The sequence below is a fragment of the Pseudomonas sp. BGI-2 genome (genome assembly GCF_004310295.1).
Classification (GTDB): domain Bacteria; phylum Pseudomonadota; class Gammaproteobacteria; order Pseudomonadales; family Pseudomonadaceae; genus Aquipseudomonas.
In genome coordinates, this window is the sequence record NZ_SISB01000063.1 from 1 (window position 1) to 17,031 (window position 17,031).

A 17,031-nucleotide genomic window follows, 5' to 3' on the forward strand; every position below is an offset into this window, starting at 1 on the left:
GCGATATCAGCCATTTCTTGATGCATCGGTACAACTGGATTCGGCCCCATCAATTCAACGGTGGGCTGGCGCCAGCTCGGGCCGAAGAAAAACTTAACGTCGTGTCCGGGATTAGTTGACCACTACAGAAACACCCAATCGATAAAAACCTTTAGCCGGGCGTTTTGATGGCGATTGGGTGGATAGAGGACATGAAACTGCATGGCGGGTCGAGACCAGTCTTCCAAAGCGGCAACTAACTCGCCAGCGTCCAGATGCGGCTGAACAATGCGCCTGAAGTGCTGCCCGATGCCTAGGCCCGCAAGCATCATTTCTTTAAGGCCGTTACCGTCATTCGTCGAAAATGTGCAGCCACCGATTTCGTATCGATGAGTGCCGTGCTTGAAAACCAAGGGTTCCGGTTTACCCGTCGCGGCAAAGAAGTAGCCTGCCTGAACATGATTTGTCTGGAGATCAATGGGGGAAGCAGGCGTACCCATACGTTCGAGGTCCTTGGAACTGCCAGTTGGTCTGCAGCCCGACTGAAAGAGCCTGTGTCCACAACACGTTCAAATGCACGCATTGCTAAAAGTTGGTTCACTGTGGTCTACCCGCCTCATGATGAACATGCAGCCGTACTGTCCATGAGTCTGCACAGTCATGACTGAAATCAGTATGTTTGTTCTGCATTTCAGTCTAACTCAGCGGTCGCTCCAAGCGTTGTATGCTTGGCGTCCATCTGTGATACACAACACCTGAATTTGAAAGTCCTGAGTCTGATGAGGTTTTGCTTATGCCCTGCTTCCCACGCATCCCGCAGCTGCTGACCTGCGCCCTGATCGGTTTACTCGCAGGCGGCGTACAGGCAAGCACGCCTGCCCCGGTGCCCGACAGTTTACAACCGCTGCTGGTAACGATGAACGAGCGCCTGAACATTGGTGATCTCGTGGCGCTGACCAAGTGGGACAGTGGTAAACCGATCCAGGACAGCACCCGTGAAGCGCAAGTCATCGCCAATGCCAGGAAGATGGCCGTTAAACGAAAGTTGGACCCGGAACAGGTCGCCGAGTTGATCGCCGCACAGATCGAAGCCAACAAGCTCGTGCAGTACGGGCTGCTCGCTGTTTGGCGGGCGGCCGGCAAGGCGCCTGACACACCGAGGCCGGACCTTGCCAAGCAGATCCGCCCACAGCTGGACGAGCTGCAAAGCCGTCTGCTTCAGCAATACGCCGACTTCGCGCCCTATCGCAAAGACCCGAACTGCCCGACATGGCTGGGTGAGGCGCGAGCCGGCCTGATCAAGGATCAACTGCACGGTCAGGCGTTGATACGCGCTACCGGGGAGTTGTGTGTCGCTGATCAGTGACAGGGCAACGCCGGTTCTGTGCAGCCTTTGACTGCGTCGATAGTCACCATTAACTCAATGAAGCTCTCTTAAAAACTCCGGGGCGTAACATCGCGTCCATACCAAACAACTACACCCTGGAGCACACCCTCATGAAACGCCAAATCCTTCTCAGCATCGCTTTCTCGGTTTTTGCAGTTAACGCTTTCGCCGCTACTTCTGCTCACCCGGTTGTTGCTGAAGGTGGCTCCGACCGTCTGATCGAAAACCGCGTTGCCTGAATGAATGGCTTTACAGCGGTACCCAAAAAGAAGCCCGGCCTAATCAGCCGGGCTTTTTCGTGAGCTACTTTTAGTTCATCCGTATAGCCGCCGTTCAATCTTGGCGGCACTATTGAAGACTTGCGCCAAGCCATCGGGCAACGCTGCATGCGCAACACTGAAGCATTTTACAGAACAACAAAAATACAGGAGTTGAAAATGTCTGAACTGAAACTGCACCCCAACGCCGCACAATCCTTGAACCAATGGCACGAGATGATCAAAAAGGGTGACTTGAGCGCCCTGCCCGGTTTGTTGGACCCACACGCAGTATTCCGCTCGCCGATGGCCCACACGCCCTACCCGGGAGCGGCCGTGGTATCGATGATTCTCAACACGGTCATCGAAGTGTTTGAGGATTTTGTTTACCACCGGGAATTGTCGACAGCGGACGGCTTGAGCGTCGTGCTGGAGTTCAGCGCCAAAGTCAGCGGTAAAGAGTTAAAGGGCATCGACATGATCCGGTTCAATGAACAAGGAAAAATCGTTGAGTTCGAGGTGATGGTCCGCCCATTCAGCGCCTTGCAAGCGTTGGGCGAGCAGATGGGACAACGCCTTGGCGCGTATCTGGCGGCCAGCAAAGCCTGATTGCGTTGTATCGTTTGGGCGAGGTACTCGGGCAACCCGAGCACCTCGTTCACAAGGCCACCGCTATGACCAGGGATGAGCAGGATGTCTCTAATCTGCTCAGACGCATAGCCCGCCGAATTCAGACCCCCATCAGCTTACCGCCATCACCGAACAACACCTGGCGAACTGATTGTCGGGTTACCCCCCCTTGGTTCCCGGATCCCGGACTATCCTTTCAGGCGGTCGCTGCACCTGCCTTGCTCGCGCTGCGACACCCAAACAGCCAAACAGCCAAACCCCCGTGTCTCTTGATCTGGAGGTATCCCATGAGCGACAGCACCGAAGTCACGTCCTTCATTGGCTGGGCCGCAACGGCGGCCGGCGCGCCACTGGAGCGGCTGCGAGGTCACGGCGTTTACCTCGTCGTTGAACAAGACGGACGAAGCCCGACGCCTGGGCGCGCACAACGTCGTTGCGCCGACCGACAGCGACGCACTGAACGCCATTGCCGGCACCCTGGATTTCCTGCTGGTGACCGCCAACGCCAACCTCGACTGGACGGCCATGCTTGCCACCCTGCGCGGCAAGGGTCGCCTGCATTTTGTCGGCATCGTGCCCGACGCCATTCCAGTGCATGTGTTCAACCTGATTCCCCAACAAAAGACCTTGTCGGCCTCGCCGGTCGGCTCGCCGAGTAATACCGCGACCCTGCTGGAATTCTGCGCACGTCATCAGATCCTGCCGCAGGTCGAGCTCTTTCCCATGAGTCGGATCAACGAAGCGATCGAACACCTGCGCAGCGGCAAGGCGCGTTACCGCGTTGTGCTGGATGCGAGCCGAGCGGCAGTGGTTGTGCTTGAACGACCGACATTGCTGCACATGCGACAAGAAGGGTTGTCAGGCAAGCGGTTTTCATAATGTTCGGAACCATGAGAGGCACCTGAAAACAATATCCTCTCTAATGTAGTTGTAGCCTCCTGTTGTGATAATGCCGCTGATGCGCATTTCAGTTGATACGCTATGTAATCAATTCACTACGTTAGGCGTTCGTTTCAAACGTCACGGACTGAGGCAAAAAGAACTCGGATTCATTTACGCTTCGAGAAGTAGATACGGGTGGAGTCATGGCCGTGGTCGCAGTAATTTGAAATGCACCGCATTGCTCGACAGAATAGTCGCCCCGATCCGGTCCAAGGTGCGGGACATTCGTGGTGAAAAGGAACTGCAGTTGAACGAACAGACATTGTCCATGCGCCTGGAGCGCGTGGCGGCGCATGTGCCCGCAGGTGCGCGCCTGGCCGACATCGGCTCGGATCACGGCTACCTGCCCGTGGCGTTGATGCGCCGTGGCGCCATCGCGGCGGCGGTCGCCGGCGAAGTGGCATTGACGCCGTTCCGCTCGGCCGAACGCACCGTGCGCGAAAGCGGCCTGGAGCAGCAAGTCACTGTGCGCCTGGCCAATGGCCTGGCGGCGATCGAGCCGGCAGACGGGATCACGGCGATCAGCATCTGCGGCATGGGCGGCGAGACCATCCGCGACATCCTCGACAGCGGCAAAACGCGCCTGAGCGGCAAGGAGCGCCTGATCCTGCAGCCCAACGGCGGCGAGCAGCCACTGCGCCAATGGCTGATGGAAAATGACTACCGCATCCTCTGCGAGGAGCTGCTGCGGGAAAACTGCTTCGACTACGAAATCATCGTCGCCGAACGCGCCGGACCGGTGATGTACACCGCCGAGGAGCTGTACTTCGGCCCGTTGCAGATGCAGGCACGCAGCCCCGCGTTCCTGGTCAAGTGGCAGCGCATACTGCGCCACAAGCAGCAGACCCTGACCCACTTCGCCCGGGCGCGGCAGACCGTGCCCGAGGAGAAGATGCAGGACGTCGCCCGGCAGGCCCGGTGGATCACCGAGTTGCTGGCTTGAAACGGGTTTAGGATTAGTACGAACAGTCGCCGAGCGGCGATCAGGCAAGCATCATTCAAGAATTTTCAAGCTGAGCAAAAAACATGAATCGTCAAAAAAAGATCAAGCAGTTATTAAAGGCTCACGCCAAAAAGGCCAGTGCCAAATTGGCACCGGCAAGCAAGTCCAAATACATCAGTAAAGCGGACCGATTGAAACTCGCGGCTGAATCCGGTGACGACTCAATCATTCCCCTTGAGAGCTGATCTACCTGAACGTCCACTAATCGTAGAACGGCTCAACCGACACGCGACTGCCGACAAAAAAACTATCGGCAACCAGTCGCAGCGGCTGGAGGTCCAGGTCACTGGCCTTGTCGCGAATCAGCTGTTGGAAATGTCGATACACTGCCGCGTACTCGCCCTCCTCCGATACGGCCTGGCGCACGCCGTCGATACTCAGCAGTGCGCCACCGTTGTCCAGTCGCAGGATGCCTTCGGTGCACCGAATCTCAATACTCCAGAGTTCGTCATGACCGTGGTCGAAGTCGAACTCCGCGCGGACATCGAGGTGACGCGCGTCAGACATTTTGATGGAAGCGGCAATTGGCGACTGGCAGTTATTGGGGACTCGCAGTTCGGCAGACTCGACAAACAGCGGTAGCGCCAGCAGATGGGTTGCAATCGACAACGCATTGATACCGGGATCGAACACACCCAGGCCTCCGGGTTGCCAGATCCATGCCTGGCCGGGGTGCCATTTGCACACGTCCTCCTTCCAGTCGATCTGTACGCTTTGCAGGGTGCGGGTGGCCAGCCAGTCAAGGGCGGCTTCGATGCCGGGGGCGTAGCGTGAATGCCAGGCGAACAAACCGCTGACGCCTTGCTCCTCTGCCTGACTCACCAATGCCATCGCTTCACCCAATGTGGCGCACGGCGGCTTTTCTACCAGTACGTGTTTGCCAGCTGCCAACGCTTGTTGCACCAGCGCGAAACGTCCTTGCGGCGGTGTGCAGAACGCAATCGCATCAACGTACGGGCCGTTTTCGAGCAACTCGCTCAAGGACTGAAAGTTCTCTACCCCGGCGCAGGGTTGCCCTTGTGTTGCGACAGACACCAACTGGAACGCGGGGTTGGCGTTGATCGCGGGGACGTGTTGATCCTGGGCAATCTTGCCGTAGCCGAAGGTGACGACCGTCCTGACTCAACAACGCCCCGTACATGTCCGGGCGGCGGTCGCGGTAGATGCCCCAACTCAGGCGTTCTTCGCGAATGACGGCCAGGTCCAGGCTGTGCACCAGCACGCCGCTGCTGTCGCGATCGGCCTCGGCGAGCAACTTGCCCTTGTGGTTGCAGATAAACGACAAGCCGTAGAAGCTCATCTGCAAGTCCGGATCGGTGGTCGCCACTTCCTGGCCGACGCGCTTGGACGCCACCACCGGCAGGATGTTGGCGGCGGCATGGCCGCGCATGGTCATCTGCCAGTGGTCACGGGAGTCCAGCACTGCGCAACCCGGTTGAGAGCCGATGGCGGTGGGAAACAGCAAGACTTCCGCCCCCATCAATGCCAGGCAGCGGGTGGTTTCAGGGAACCACTGATCCCAGCAGATCCCCACACCGATGCGCCCGAACGCCGTGTCCCAGACACGAAAACCGGTGTCGCCGAGGCTGAAGTATTCCTTCTCCTGATAACCGATGGCGTTGGGGATGTGAGTCTTGCGATACACCCCCAGCAAGCGCCCGTCGGCATCGGCCACGCTCAGGGAATTGAAGTAGGCATTGCCGGCCTTTTCGTACCAGCTCAGTGGCAGCACCACGCCCAATTCCTTGGCCAACGCGGCAAAGCGTTTAAGTACGCCGCTGTATCGGTATTCTTCGGCCAACACCAAATGCTTATGGCTTTGTTCGATGCAGAAATACGGCGAGGCGAACAGCTCTTGCAACAGGATGACCTGGGCGCCCTTCGCCGCCGCTTCACGGACTAATTGCTCGGCCTGATCGAGGTTGTGCGGCAAGTCCCAGGTGCAAGGCATCTGGGTGGTGGCAATCGTCAACAGGGTCATGGCATCACTCCTGCAATGGCCAGGCCGGCTGCTGCTGGGTGATGCAATGCACCCCGCCGCCGCCATGGGCCAGGTGATTGATCCGCACCGGCACCACCTCGCGGCCCGGGAACGCCTGAGCCAACACCTCGACGGCCGCGTTGTCGGCGTCGATGCCGTAGGCCGGCATGATGATCGCGTTGTTGGCGATGTAGAAATTGGTATACGAGGCGCAGAACACTTCAGCTTCAGTGTCCACGGCATCGGTGGCTTCATAGAGCTCGATCAGCTCGAACTTGCGCCCTTGGGCATCGGTGGCCAGTTCCAGCGCGCGACGGTTTTCCCGTGCAACTTCGGCGTACACAGAGTGCTTGTCGTGGGTGGCGTCCACCAGCAACACGCCGGGACGTGCAAAGGCACAGACGCCATCAACGTGGCCGTCTGTCATGTCGCCCGTCACGTAATCCGGATCACCTGGCAGCCAGATGGTTTTTTTCACGCCCAACAAACGGGTGAAAATCTCCTCGATCTCGGCCTTGGTCATGCCCGGGTTGCGATTGGGGTTGAGCAACACCGACTCGGTGGTGATCAGCGTGCCCTCGCCGTCGACATGAATCGCGCCGCCTTCGTTACTCAGTGGGGTGCCGAAACACGGCACGCCGAGGCGATTGAGTGCGCGACGCGCCAGGCTTTCGTCCAGGTTGTGCAGCGACTTGCCACCCCAGGCATTGAAGCGCCAGCTCACCCCGGCCAGGCCGTGTTGCGGATGACAAACGAAGCTCGGGCCGGAGTCCCGACACCAACTGTCGTTGACCGCCAACGGGATCAGCTCGATGTTGGGTCCACACAGCGCTTTGGCACTCGCGACAGCCGACGGATCGACCACCATTTTCACCGGTTCGAACCGGGCAATGGCGTTGGCCACCCGAGCGAAATCTTCCTGCACCAACGGCAAGGTAACGCCCCAACCCGACTCCCAGAGCGCCTGATTGTGCGGCCAGACCATCCAGGTCGCGGCGTGCTTGACCCACTCTACCGGCATCCACCAGCCACTGTTATGAAGTTCGCTCTGCTGCATGATAAAAAGCCCTTTAGTTAAGCCATTGTGTTCAATGAAAACTGCCTTGACGGTCTTGGCATGCATGCTACGGCTGTAAAAAAGGGCTAACAAACGATGGATTTTGTAGAAAAGTGATTAGAGGAACTTATCAATATGCTCAAGCACTGGCCTCCGCTCAGCACCCTTCGCGGCTTTGAAGCAGCCGCCCGCCTGGGCAGTTTTCACAAGGCCGCCGACGAGTTGCACCTGACCCAATCGGCCATCAGCCAGCAGATCCGCACGCTTGAGGCGTACCTTGAGCAGCCGTTGTTTTTTCGCAGTGGACGCAGCGTCAGCCTGACCGATGCCGGGCATGATTTGCTCAGCACAACCCAGGCGTTATTGCAGCAACTGGCGGTCGGCATTCGTCGCCTCGGGCAATACCAGAAACCCAACCAACTGGTGCTCAACACCACGCCGACGTTCGCCCGTCACTGGCTGCTGCCACGATTGGGAGATTTTCGCCGTCAGCATCCGGAGGTCGATCTATGGATTTTCAGTACTGATGAAGTCCCGGACATGGCCACTCAGACCATCGACCTCGCGGTACGCGATGACATCAGCTTCCAGGCCGAGTGCAGCTTCAAGGTGCTGCACGCCGACCGCCTCTATCCGGCCTGCCACCCGGACCTGTTGGCGGTGCCCGTCGAGCAGCGCACCACCCTGCACGGCGAGCGGGAAATGGACTGGAGTCATTGGGCTGTGGAGGCTGGCATCGATGTCGGCCAGAAGGATCAGGGGCTGAATTTCTCCGACCCTGGCCTGCTGTTGGACGCTGCGTGCGCGGGGCTCGGTATCGCGCTGGTCAGCCAGTTGCTGAGTCGGCCAGCGCGGGACAGCGGGCTGCTGCAACCCTTGGTGGAGCACACCATTCGCGGCCCGAACTGGGCCTTGCTGACCCATCGTGACAGTGAGAACAATCCACTGGCGCGAAGCTTTGTCGAATGGTTGCTGATTAACCTGGACGCAGCCAGCCAGACGACGTCTACGCTTGCGACATGAATCGGTGCGAGACAATTGGCCAGTATCAGCAGCCAAGTACGTGGGCGAAGTTTACTTTGCACAATAAAACACGCCACCTACTACTATTGCCCGACAGCGCTTTTGCAAGAAACTTTATTAGTTCAAAAAGAATAACCCGTATACCGCGACATTATTCAGGCGTCATTTAAGTGGCTGGCATTCCAGTCCACCACACCTTTAACGCCGCCGATCGCGACTGTTATAACCAATCAATAATTCACACACACTGACGAACGGATGCATAATAATAAAATCTATATAAAACAACTATTTAAGATACGAATAACAATCAAGAAAAAACCTTTAAAAAATAAAAAACCAGAAAAAGACAGACTTCGATTATAAAAGTTTCAAACTTATTTATTAAATATAAAATCTCATATAACGCTTTAAAACATCTCTCTTCGATGCTAATAATCCGGCCGCTTCCGGGTTTACAGGCGATACACCCTCTCACACGAAGTGAACATCAGCGCCCGCGCTGATCCCCCGGCATTAATCAAATCCAAATAACACCTGCTTGCTCAAGTCTCAATAAAACTTGGGCCTGTAGTGTGCTGCGCACTAAAACTGCGCAAGGAAGACATCATCGCTCGCCAGCATTCAACGATTAAGATCCTGTCGATCTTCGGTACCCGTCCAGAAGCCATCAAGATGGCGCCTCTGATCAAAGCCCTCGCTGCGGAACCTGGCATTCATTCGCAGGTATGCATTACCGGTCAACATCAAAGCATGCTTAAACAGGTGCTGGATCTGTTCGACCTCAAGGCCGATTACACCCTTGATGTGATGACGCCGCACCAAACGCTGAACTCGCTGACGGCGGCGCTTTACGGGGCGATTGACCCTGTGCTGGAAATGACCTGTCCGGACCGTGTGCTGGTGCATGGCGACACCACCTCGGCCATGGTCGCCGCGATGGCTGCGTTCCATCGGCGCATCCCGGTCGGCCATGTGGAAGCCGGGCTGCGAACCGGTGATATCTACAGCCCTTGGCCGGAAGAAATGAACCGTCGCTGCATCGACCTGGGTGCGGACATGCTGTTTGCGCCAACCCACGAGTCGCGCCAGAACCTGCTCGACGAACGCCTGCAAGGGCGCACCTTCGTGACCGGCAATACGGTGATCGATGCGTTGCAGATGACCGCGCGGCGCATTGAGCAAGACGCTGACCTGCGTGCAAGCCTGGACCGCCAGTTCTCGTTCCTGCAGGCCGGCCGCAAGGTCCTTTTGGTGACCGGGCATCGGCGGGAAAATTTCGGCGAAGGCTTCCTGGACATCTGCAAGGCCTTGAGCCAACTGGCTCGGCGCACGGATATCCAGATCGTCTACCCGGTGCACTTGAACCCCAATGTCGTGGGCCCGGTCACCGAGCAGTTGGGCGGTCTGCCCAACGTGCACCTGATCCAGCCGCTGGACTACCTGGCCTTCGTGCGCCTGATGCAACGGGCCCATGTGATTCTCACCGATTCCGGTGGCGTACAGGAAGAAGCGCCGTCCCTGGGCAAGCCGGTGCTGGTGATGCGTGATGTGACCGAACGCCCGGAAGCTGTCGCGGCGGGCACTGTGCGTCTGGTCGGCACCTCGCCGGACTCGATCATCGCCGGCGTCAACGCGCTGTTCGATGACGACCTGCTATGGCGTCGTTGCTCCCAGGCGGCCAACCCTTACGGCGACGGCAAGGCCAGTGCGCGCATCGTCGATGCCCTGATGGGCCGACCGGTGGATGATTTCATCGTGGCCGGTCAGCCCTTGCCCAAGTTTCTGCACTACCCGTCAGCGCTGCCTGTGCCCGAGAACAATTACCCGGCTTTTACCTCTCGATAAACCAAACGTTCCTCCCCTTATCAGCTCGAGATCTACCTGAATGAAGTCTTCCGTTGCCATCCAATCGGGTGCGCTCAGCGCCCTTGCCTGTGGCGTGAGCCTGCTCGCGCTCATGCCGACCTTCGCCTTGGCCGCGGACAGCCCGCTCACCCAGGCGATCAACCGGCTCAACGCCGACACCCGACAAGAGCGTGAGGTCCGCTTGAGCGATCTGGGGATCGACGCACCGATCATCCTCGGCTCCACCGATGCCCGCCGCGAACTGTATCTGCCGGTGCCGGCAGGTGTTCCGCTGACGGATGCGACATTGAATTTCGACGCCAGTTACCTTAATGGCGAAGGTGGCCGCAACACGTTGCTGCTGTCGCTGGACGGTTATCCGGTACGTGCCCAAGGGCTCAGCGAAGCCCAAGGCGACGCCAGCGCCACGCTGGGCGTGGACAAGAAAGCGCGGGACAGCGGCTCGGTGCGCCTGGGCATTGCCTGGTCGTCGATCGTGTCCCGTGTGTTGTGCGAAGACGAACGCGCCATCGGCAACGTCTTGCGTATCGAACCGGACACCCGCCTCACTTACAGCTACGACGCCAGCCAGTTGCAGGACGTCGGTGCTGCGTGGACAGCATTGCCTGGCAAACCGAGGATCATGGTCGCACCGGGCACCTTATCTGCCGAAAGTTACGATTCGGCGTGGCGTCTGGGTGTGGCACTGGAGCGGATTGGCAAGCACAGCCAGATCCTGCCCTTCCCTGTCGTCCAAGACAGCGTCGACCTGAGTGGCCTGCGCATTCCGGCCGAACTGCAAGGTATTCCCGCGTTCGCCAGCCTCAACGGCAAAGGTCCGCACACCCTGGCGAACCCGGCGGAGATTGGCGCATTGCTGATGTTGGGCCAGACGCCGAATGTCCAGGCGGATCTGGCGGTTAACGATCCGCAACTGCTCAAGGCGGTCAATGAATCCCTCGACGCGCTGCAGAGCCAGATTCAAAGCCTCGACGCAACGGCTGCCAATGCCTTCACGCAATGGCGTGAACGGCATATCAATGAAGGCCTTGCCGCCGACGGCACAGACAATGTGCGCCTGGCCTTGGTGGGCACGCGTCCGGTGCTGATGATCGCGCCGCATGCCACCGGCAAGGCGCTGGCCTTGTTCAGTACCGCCTGGAACAAATTGGCACGCAGTCGCCAATTGACGGTCAGCGAAGCCCAGATGCCCTTGAGCACCGACGGCCGTGTGGCCTTGTCGCGCCTGGGTGGAAAACCCGGCGCCATCGACGTGCTGGCCAAGTCTGACTGGAGCACTTCATTCCCTCTGGGCAGCGTGGCTTACGACGGTCGCTTGCCGGTGACAGCCGTGATCGATGTGTCTGCCGCGCCTGGCGCTTCGGACACCGCGCCGGTGGCCTCGCTGTTTCTCAATGATTATCTGATTGGTGCGCAGCAACTTGTGGCCAACGGTGAAAAGCAACGCATCGAGGCACGCATCCCGCGTTATGCCGTGGGTGCAACGAACGTGCTGCGCGTGTCGTTCCAGCGTCAACCAGTGAGTGATCGTTGCCTGGAAACGCCACAAGCCTTCCCGGTTTCGGTGCTGCCGACCAGCCACATCGTGCTGGAAAAAACCGCGCTGGGCGATGACTTCTCCGGCATGGCCGCGCGCTTTGCCGTAGACACGCAACTCCTGGTGCCGCAGGCCTACCTCGAGCATCCGGCGAGCAGCTTGGCGCAAGTGATTTCGGTCGCTGACGCCGCTGGTGTCTCCCCGCTGCGGGCGCAACTGAAAGTCGTCACAGACCCGAATGCCTCGGTCACGCTGGACAAGGCCTTCCTCGCCTTCGAGCTGCCGATCAAGGACAGCAAGGAATCGGTGCAGGTCGATGAGCAGGGACGCCTGCGCATCAATCACAAGGATCAGGTGTTGCTCGACGTGCATCCCCTCAACCACCTGGCCTCGTTGCAAGTGGTCGATTCCGGCGGCCAGCACGGCCTGGTCTATCGCGCCCTGGGCAGTGATGCACCGCGCTTCGCCAAACAGATTCTGCTGAGCCGCGGCGACGTGGCCATCCTCGGTGACAACGGTGCACTGACCACCTTCGATACCCAGGACCCAAACGGCAGTCATTTGATCGACAACGAAGAACCCAGGGGCCTGGACGCCTGGCGTACGCCGTCGCTGTTGTGGCTGATTCCGGGTGGCATCCTGTTGGTTCTCATCCTGTTGCTGGCTGGCCGTAACGCCCGTCGCAATCGCCAGTAACGGAACCTTTCGATGACGTCGCTTTATTGGCCCTATTGGCTGGCCCACTACTACAGCTTCCTGGAAGTCTCGACCATCGTGGTCGCGGTGCTGATCCTGATCTCCAGCCTCGACGATCTGTTCATTGACCTGTGGTACTGGTCTCGCCGCCTGTTTCGCAAGTTCACCGCGGACCGGAAATACCGGCCGCTGACCGCCGAGCAGCTGATGGCCCGGGATGAACAGCCGCTGGCAATCATGGTCCCGGCCTGGCTGGAATATGACGTCATCGCGCCGATGATCGAAAACATGGTGTCGACCCTCGATTACCAGAACTATGTGGTCTTCGTCGGCACCTACATCAACGACCAGCGCACCATCGATGAAGTGGAGCGCATGCGTCGGCGCTACAAGCAGCTGCATCGCGTGGAAGTCCCGCATGCCGGGCCGACCTGCAAGGCCGACTGCCTGAACTGGGTGATCCAGGCGATTTTCCTGCACGAGAAAACCCACGGCATGACCTTCGCCGGCGTCGTTCTGCACGACAGCGAAGACGTGCTGCACCCGATGGAATTGCGTCTGTTCAACTACTTGCTGCCGCGCAAGGACATGATTCAGTTGCCCGTGGTTTCGCTGGAACGCAACTGGTACGAATGGGTGGCCGGCACCTACATGGATGAATTTGCCGAATGGCACGGCAAGGATCTGGTGGTGCGTGAAAGCATGACCGATACAGTGCCGTCCGCCGGCGTCGGCACCTGTTTTTCCCACCGTGCCCTACGGGTGCTGGCCGGGGAAACCCAGAACCAGCCGTTCAACACGGACAGCCTCACAGAGGACTACGACGTCGGTGCGCGTCTGGCCAAGGTCGGCATGAACGCGATCTTCGTGCGTTTCCCGGTGCAGTTTCGCGTGTTGCGTAAATCATGGTTTCGCAAGCCTTACGAATCGACCCTGCGGATGCCGTTGTGCGTGCGTGAGTTCTTTCCCGATACCTTCCGCACCGCGTTTCGCCAGAAAGCCCGCTGGACGCTGGGCATCGGCCTGCAAGGCTGGGAGCAAATGGGCTGGAACGGTTCGTTGGCCAACCGATATCTGCTGTTTCGTGACCGCAAAGGCGTGGTCACGGCGTTCGTCAGCATCATCGCCTACGTGATTCTGGTGCAGCTGCTCGGCCTGATCATCCTGCGCCAGAGCGGCCTGTGGGATGTGAGTTTCCCGACGCCGTTCGAGACCAATGGCTTCATCAAATACCTGTTGCTGGCCAACGGTATCGCGCTGGCCTGGCGCATCGCGCACCGCTGCTATTTCACCACCGTGCTGTACGGCTGGCAGCATGGCTTGCTGTCCATCCCGCGCATGGTCGTGGGCAACTTCGTCAACTTCATGGCCGCGTCACGGGCGTGGCGCATGTTCCTGGTCGGCAAGGTGATGAACCGCAAACTGGTGTGGGACAAGACCATGCATGACTTCCCGTCCACCGACCTGGTCGCTGCCGCGCCACGCAAGCTGGGCAGCGTGTTGTTGTCCTGGCAGGCGATCAACGAAACCGACCTGCAAAGCGCCCTCGCCGAACAAAAAAACCGGCACATGCCCTTGGGGCGGATTTTGCTCAGTAACGGCTGGCTGGACGACGAGACGCTGGCGGAAGCCATCGCTTTCCAGAACGACCTGCCGCGGGTGTTCGATGTGGCCCACAAGGCGCAGGCGTCGACCCTCACCCTGGACGATGAATTCGCTCTGCGCTGGCGTGTGGTGCCGGTGGGCTTGAATGCCGACGGCCGAGCACAACTGGCCGTGGCCAGCCCGTTGCCGGCCGAAGGCCTGCAACAAGTCAGCGAGGTACTGGGCAGCGAACCGGTGCAACTGATTGCCCGGGAAAGCGAGATTGTCGCGCAGTTGCGTCTACTGAACGTGCGCGATGGCCAAGCCGTGCCGGACGCCCGCGCACCACTGCTGGGTGATCTGTTGATTGAAATGGGCCTGCTGGATCGCGACGTGTTCAACCGCACCATGTTGCAGTACCGCCCACAGCGTCACGGACGCATCGGCGACTATCTGGTCGACAGCGGCGTGCTGCCCCGCGCCACCATCGAAAAGGCCGTGGCACGTCAGCACAGCCACTACCCTGCGGAGCTTGCGACATGAATCGCCCCTTGCTGACCCTCCTGGCCACGGGGCTGAGCCTGATACCGGCGCTGGCTCATGCCGAGACGCTGCCATTGCCGTTGACCGGCCCGGCCTATGTCACCGCCAACGAGGCGTACAGCGCTTACGAGCGCAAAGACTACGACCTGGCCATCGCCAAGGCCCGCGAAGCGTTGCGTCAACGGGCCGATATCACCCGTTTGAACACGCTGATTGTGCTGGCTCAGCGCGACAAGGACCTGCGTGATCACCCCAAGCGCTACGCGCCGTCACGTCAGGCGCCGGGCTTCGGCGCCGCCGCCCAGGCCTTCAAGGCTTATGATCGCGATGACTTCAGCGCTGCAGCACAGGCATCACGCAAAGCCATCGCTCAGGCACCCAAGCGCATGGATTATCGACTGCTGCTGATCGAATCTTTACAGCGCCAACAGCATTTGCAGGAAGCAGATCAGGCTACCACCCAGGCATTGGCCGTGTTCCCGGACGACGATACGTTGCTGATGCGTCGCGAAGCGATTCGTCGCCAACTGGCTGCACCGTTGGCGGTCGAGGGTTATCGCGCCCTGGAGCAAGGCAACGTGCCTCAGGCCGTGGACCAAGCCAGGAAAGCGGTCGCCTGGGCACCGGAAATCGGCGCCAATCAGCAACTGCTGATCAGCGCCCTGCTCGCGGCCAAGAATTACCGAGGGGCCGAGCTGGCCGCGTCCGGCGCACTGGCTCAGGACGATGGGGAAATTGCACCATGGATTCTGCGCAGCTACGCCCTTGATCGTCAGGGCAAAACAGCAGCGGCCGAGGCGGACCTGAATCACGCCTTGGCCATCGATGGCCTGCTGGAAGCGGAAACCCGCGACATTCGTTTCTTCGCCGCCGACGCCGCACTGGCCCATGGCGAGCCTCAGCAGGCGCTCGATCATCTGCAACGACTGGCCGACGATGAAGGCGGCGAAGTAGCCCGCCGACTCACCGCAGCCAGAATGGCGCTGCGACAGAAAAACAACGGTCTGAACGCTGTTGCCCAGTTTCCGGCACCGGCGTTGAACTGTCAGGAAACGGCGTTCGGACTGGTCTGTGATATCTGGCCGGGCAACCAGCGCGACGGCGGAACCGACAAGGCCGGCCAAGCCTACGCGGCCCTGGCCGGCAAGGACCCCGCATCGGCGGTCGTCCTGGCAAACGCAGCGATTGCCCGTGCACCGCAAAATCCGGCATACCGGCGCCTGCTGGTCAGCGCACTGAGCGACCAGAAACAGGTGCCCGACGCCATCGCGGCGGCCAGCGAGGGCCTCAAGCTCACCAGCGATGATGCCCGACTGTTGGCCCAACGCGGCCGTCTGCGCCAGCAAGCGGGTGACGATGCCGGGGCTCGCAAAGACTTTACCCAAGCCCTTGCACTTAACAGCTTGCCCGCTTACGAAGAGGCCAGCCTGTATAGCGCCATTGGCCAACGCCGAACCGCTCGCGAACGACTGCAACAAGCGCGGGACACGGGCGAACTGGAATCGATGAGCGACCTGCAAATCGCTTACTTGTCGGTCCAGGCCGGCGACGATGACGGTGCCCACGCGTCGTTCCGCAAGGCCGATGCCGACACCCGACTCACGCCGACAGCCACTCAGGATGCGGCCTATAACGCGATGCGGGTCAATGATGACGAGCAAGCCGTCACCTACTTCACGCGCGTCATCGACGCGCAACATTCCGGTGAACTGGACATGCCTGCGCAGCAACTGTTCGACACCCGTCGAGCGGTGGCCGATGTGTCGCGCACCTGGGGTTTGACCAGCACCACCAGTTATCGCGGTAACAGTTCCAGCAGTGGTTTGAGCGCAGCCCCGAGCAGCGGCAGCAACAGCAATGACAGCCTGCAAAACAGCACCGAACTGTCTTGGCGCCCTTTGGGTTATCGCAACGCGCGTTTTGTGGAACTCTACGGGCGCGTCACCGACACCCTGTGGAGCAAGAACAGCGATTCGGATACCGGTTTCGATGCGCTGCAAGGCGCCGTGGGTGTACGGGTCAAACCCTTCACATCGCTGAACGTGATGGCCGCCGTCGAGCGCACATTCCCCTTGGGATCGTCGGACGTCGACGGTGACTGGCTGGTGCGTTTGGGCTACGGCTCAAGCGTAGGGACCGATTTGCGCGTCGATGCCTCCAGTTGGTGGACCTCGCAGTTGTTCGCTGAAGCCGGTCACTACGTCAACGACTCACGCGACTATTTCAACAGCGAATGGCAGGTCGGCCGCAGCTATGCCATCGGTGGCGCAGGCTCGCGCTGGGTGAGCTTCCCCCATGTGGTGGCGGCGTATGACTACGACTCGAAGATGAACAGCGGGACCGACTCCGACGGCAAGTCGGACTCATCGTCCGGCAAGGCCGGAGGTATCGGCGTGGGTAACAACGTCCGGTACTGGTTCCGCGAGGATGCGTACAACGCTCCCCGCTCCTATGTCGACTTCTCCCTGCAGTACCGCGTCAAGGTGCTGGGCGATGACCGCGCTCAAGGTGTCTTCGGTCGCCTGACTTATTCCTATTGAGGA

At 59.7% G+C, this 17,031-nt stretch carries 12 protein-coding genes and 3 pseudogenes; 11 read left to right on the plus strand and 4 right to left on the minus strand.

The features are described from left to right. Nucleotides 1–122: 122 nt before the first annotated feature. Nucleotides 123–479: a LysR substrate-binding domain-containing protein gene (locus tag EYC95_RS28500; protein ID WP_131063297.1), complete on the minus strand. Its 357-nt coding sequence runs from the start codon at nucleotides 477–479 to the stop codon at nucleotides 123–125. A gap of 293 nt (nucleotides 480–772) precedes the next feature. Between EYC95_RS28500 and EYC95_RS28505 the strand changes: the two genes are divergently transcribed. The 6 genes and pseudogenes from EYC95_RS28505 to EYC95_RS28535 all read left to right on the plus strand — a co-directional run bounded on the left by EYC95_RS28505 (nucleotide 773) and on the right by EYC95_RS28535 (nucleotide 4,383). Continuing rightward, nucleotides 773–1,345: a chorismate mutase gene (locus EYC95_RS28505; protein WP_131063298.1), complete on the plus strand. Its 573-nt coding sequence runs from the start codon at nucleotides 773–775 to the stop codon at nucleotides 1,343–1,345. A gap of 131 nt (nucleotides 1,346–1,476) precedes the next feature. Beyond that, nucleotides 1,477–1,602, plus strand: a pseudogene (locus tag EYC95_RS28510) (phage infection protein); the annotation flags it as partial. A 201-nt stretch (nucleotides 1,603–1,803) separates the two neighbouring features. Further along, entirely contained in the window at nucleotides 1,804–2,232 is a 429-nt protein-coding gene (locus EYC95_RS28515) for a nuclear transport factor 2 family protein (protein ID WP_131063299.1), read from the plus strand. Between the two features lie 378 nt (nucleotides 2,233–2,610). Next, a pseudogene (locus tag EYC95_RS28520) lies at nucleotides 2,611–3,054 on the plus strand (zinc-binding dehydrogenase); the annotation flags it as partial. Between the two features lie 388 nt (nucleotides 3,055–3,442). Continuing rightward, on the plus strand, nucleotides 3,443–4,138 hold the full coding sequence (locus tag EYC95_RS28530) for a tRNA (adenine(22)-N(1))-methyltransferase TrmK (RefSeq protein WP_256657013.1): 696 nt from the start codon (nucleotides 3,443–3,445) through the stop codon (nucleotides 4,136–4,138). 83 nt (nucleotides 4,139–4,221) lie between these two features. Next, a complete protein-coding gene (locus EYC95_RS28535; RefSeq protein ID WP_131063300.1) occupies nucleotides 4,222–4,383 on the plus strand; it encodes a DUF2986 domain-containing protein in 162 nt (53 codons plus the stop codon). Nucleotides 4,384–4,399: 16 nt separating this feature from the next. On the opposite strand, the gene EYC95_RS28540 is transcribed toward EYC95_RS28535, so the two are convergent. The 3 genes and pseudogenes from EYC95_RS28540 to EYC95_RS28550 form a co-directional block, all read right to left on the minus strand. After that, entirely contained in the window at nucleotides 4,400–5,287 is an 888-nt protein-coding gene (locus EYC95_RS28540; protein WP_131063301.1) for a Gfo/Idh/MocA family protein, read from the minus strand. 4 nt (nucleotides 5,288–5,291) lie between these two features. Continuing rightward, nucleotides 5,292–6,179: pseudogene (gene aguB / locus EYC95_RS28545) on the minus strand (N-carbamoylputrescine amidase); the annotation flags it as partial. Between the two features lie 4 nt (nucleotides 6,180–6,183). Then, entirely contained in the window at nucleotides 6,184–7,236 is a 1,053-nt protein-coding gene (locus EYC95_RS28550) for an agmatine/peptidylarginine deiminase (protein WP_131063302.1), read from the minus strand. Between the two features lie 135 nt (nucleotides 7,237–7,371). On the opposite strand from EYC95_RS28550, the gene EYC95_RS28555 reads away from it, so the two are divergent. The 5 genes from EYC95_RS28555 to EYC95_RS28575 all read left to right on the plus strand — a co-directional run bounded on the left by EYC95_RS28555 (nucleotide 7,372) and on the right by EYC95_RS28575 (nucleotide 17,028). Continuing rightward, nucleotides 7,372–8,259, plus strand: coding sequence for a LysR substrate-binding domain-containing protein (locus EYC95_RS28555; RefSeq protein ID WP_131063303.1), 888 nt, complete (start codon nucleotides 7,372–7,374; stop codon nucleotides 8,257–8,259). 609 nt (nucleotides 8,260–8,868) lie between these two features. Further along, nucleotides 8,869–10,107 carry a non-hydrolyzing UDP-N-acetylglucosamine 2-epimerase gene (gene wecB, locus EYC95_RS28560; RefSeq protein ID WP_256657014.1) on the plus strand — a complete coding sequence of 413 codons (1,239 nt, stop codon included), beginning with the start codon at nucleotides 8,869–8,871 and terminating at the stop codon, nucleotides 10,105–10,107. A gap of 40 nt (nucleotides 10,108–10,147) precedes the next feature. Further along, nucleotides 10,148–12,361 (plus strand): hypothetical protein, encoded by a 2,214-nt coding sequence (locus EYC95_RS28565; protein ID WP_131063304.1) that lies wholly within the window; start codon nucleotides 10,148–10,150, stop codon nucleotides 12,359–12,361. Nucleotides 12,362–12,373: 12 nt separating this feature from the next. Further along, on the plus strand, nucleotides 12,374–14,488 hold the full coding sequence (locus EYC95_RS28570) for a glycosyl transferase family protein (RefSeq protein ID WP_131063305.1): 2,115 nt from the start codon (nucleotides 12,374–12,376) through the stop codon (nucleotides 14,486–14,488). Further along, nucleotides 14,485–17,028 (plus strand): bacteriophage N4 adsorption protein A, encoded by a 2,544-nt coding sequence (locus EYC95_RS28575; RefSeq protein ID WP_131063306.1) that lies wholly within the window; start codon nucleotides 14,485–14,487, stop codon nucleotides 17,026–17,028. The genes EYC95_RS28570 and EYC95_RS28575 overlap by 4 nt, the downstream gene beginning before the upstream one ends. The last annotated feature ends 3 nt before the right edge of the window (nucleotides 17,029–17,031 follow it).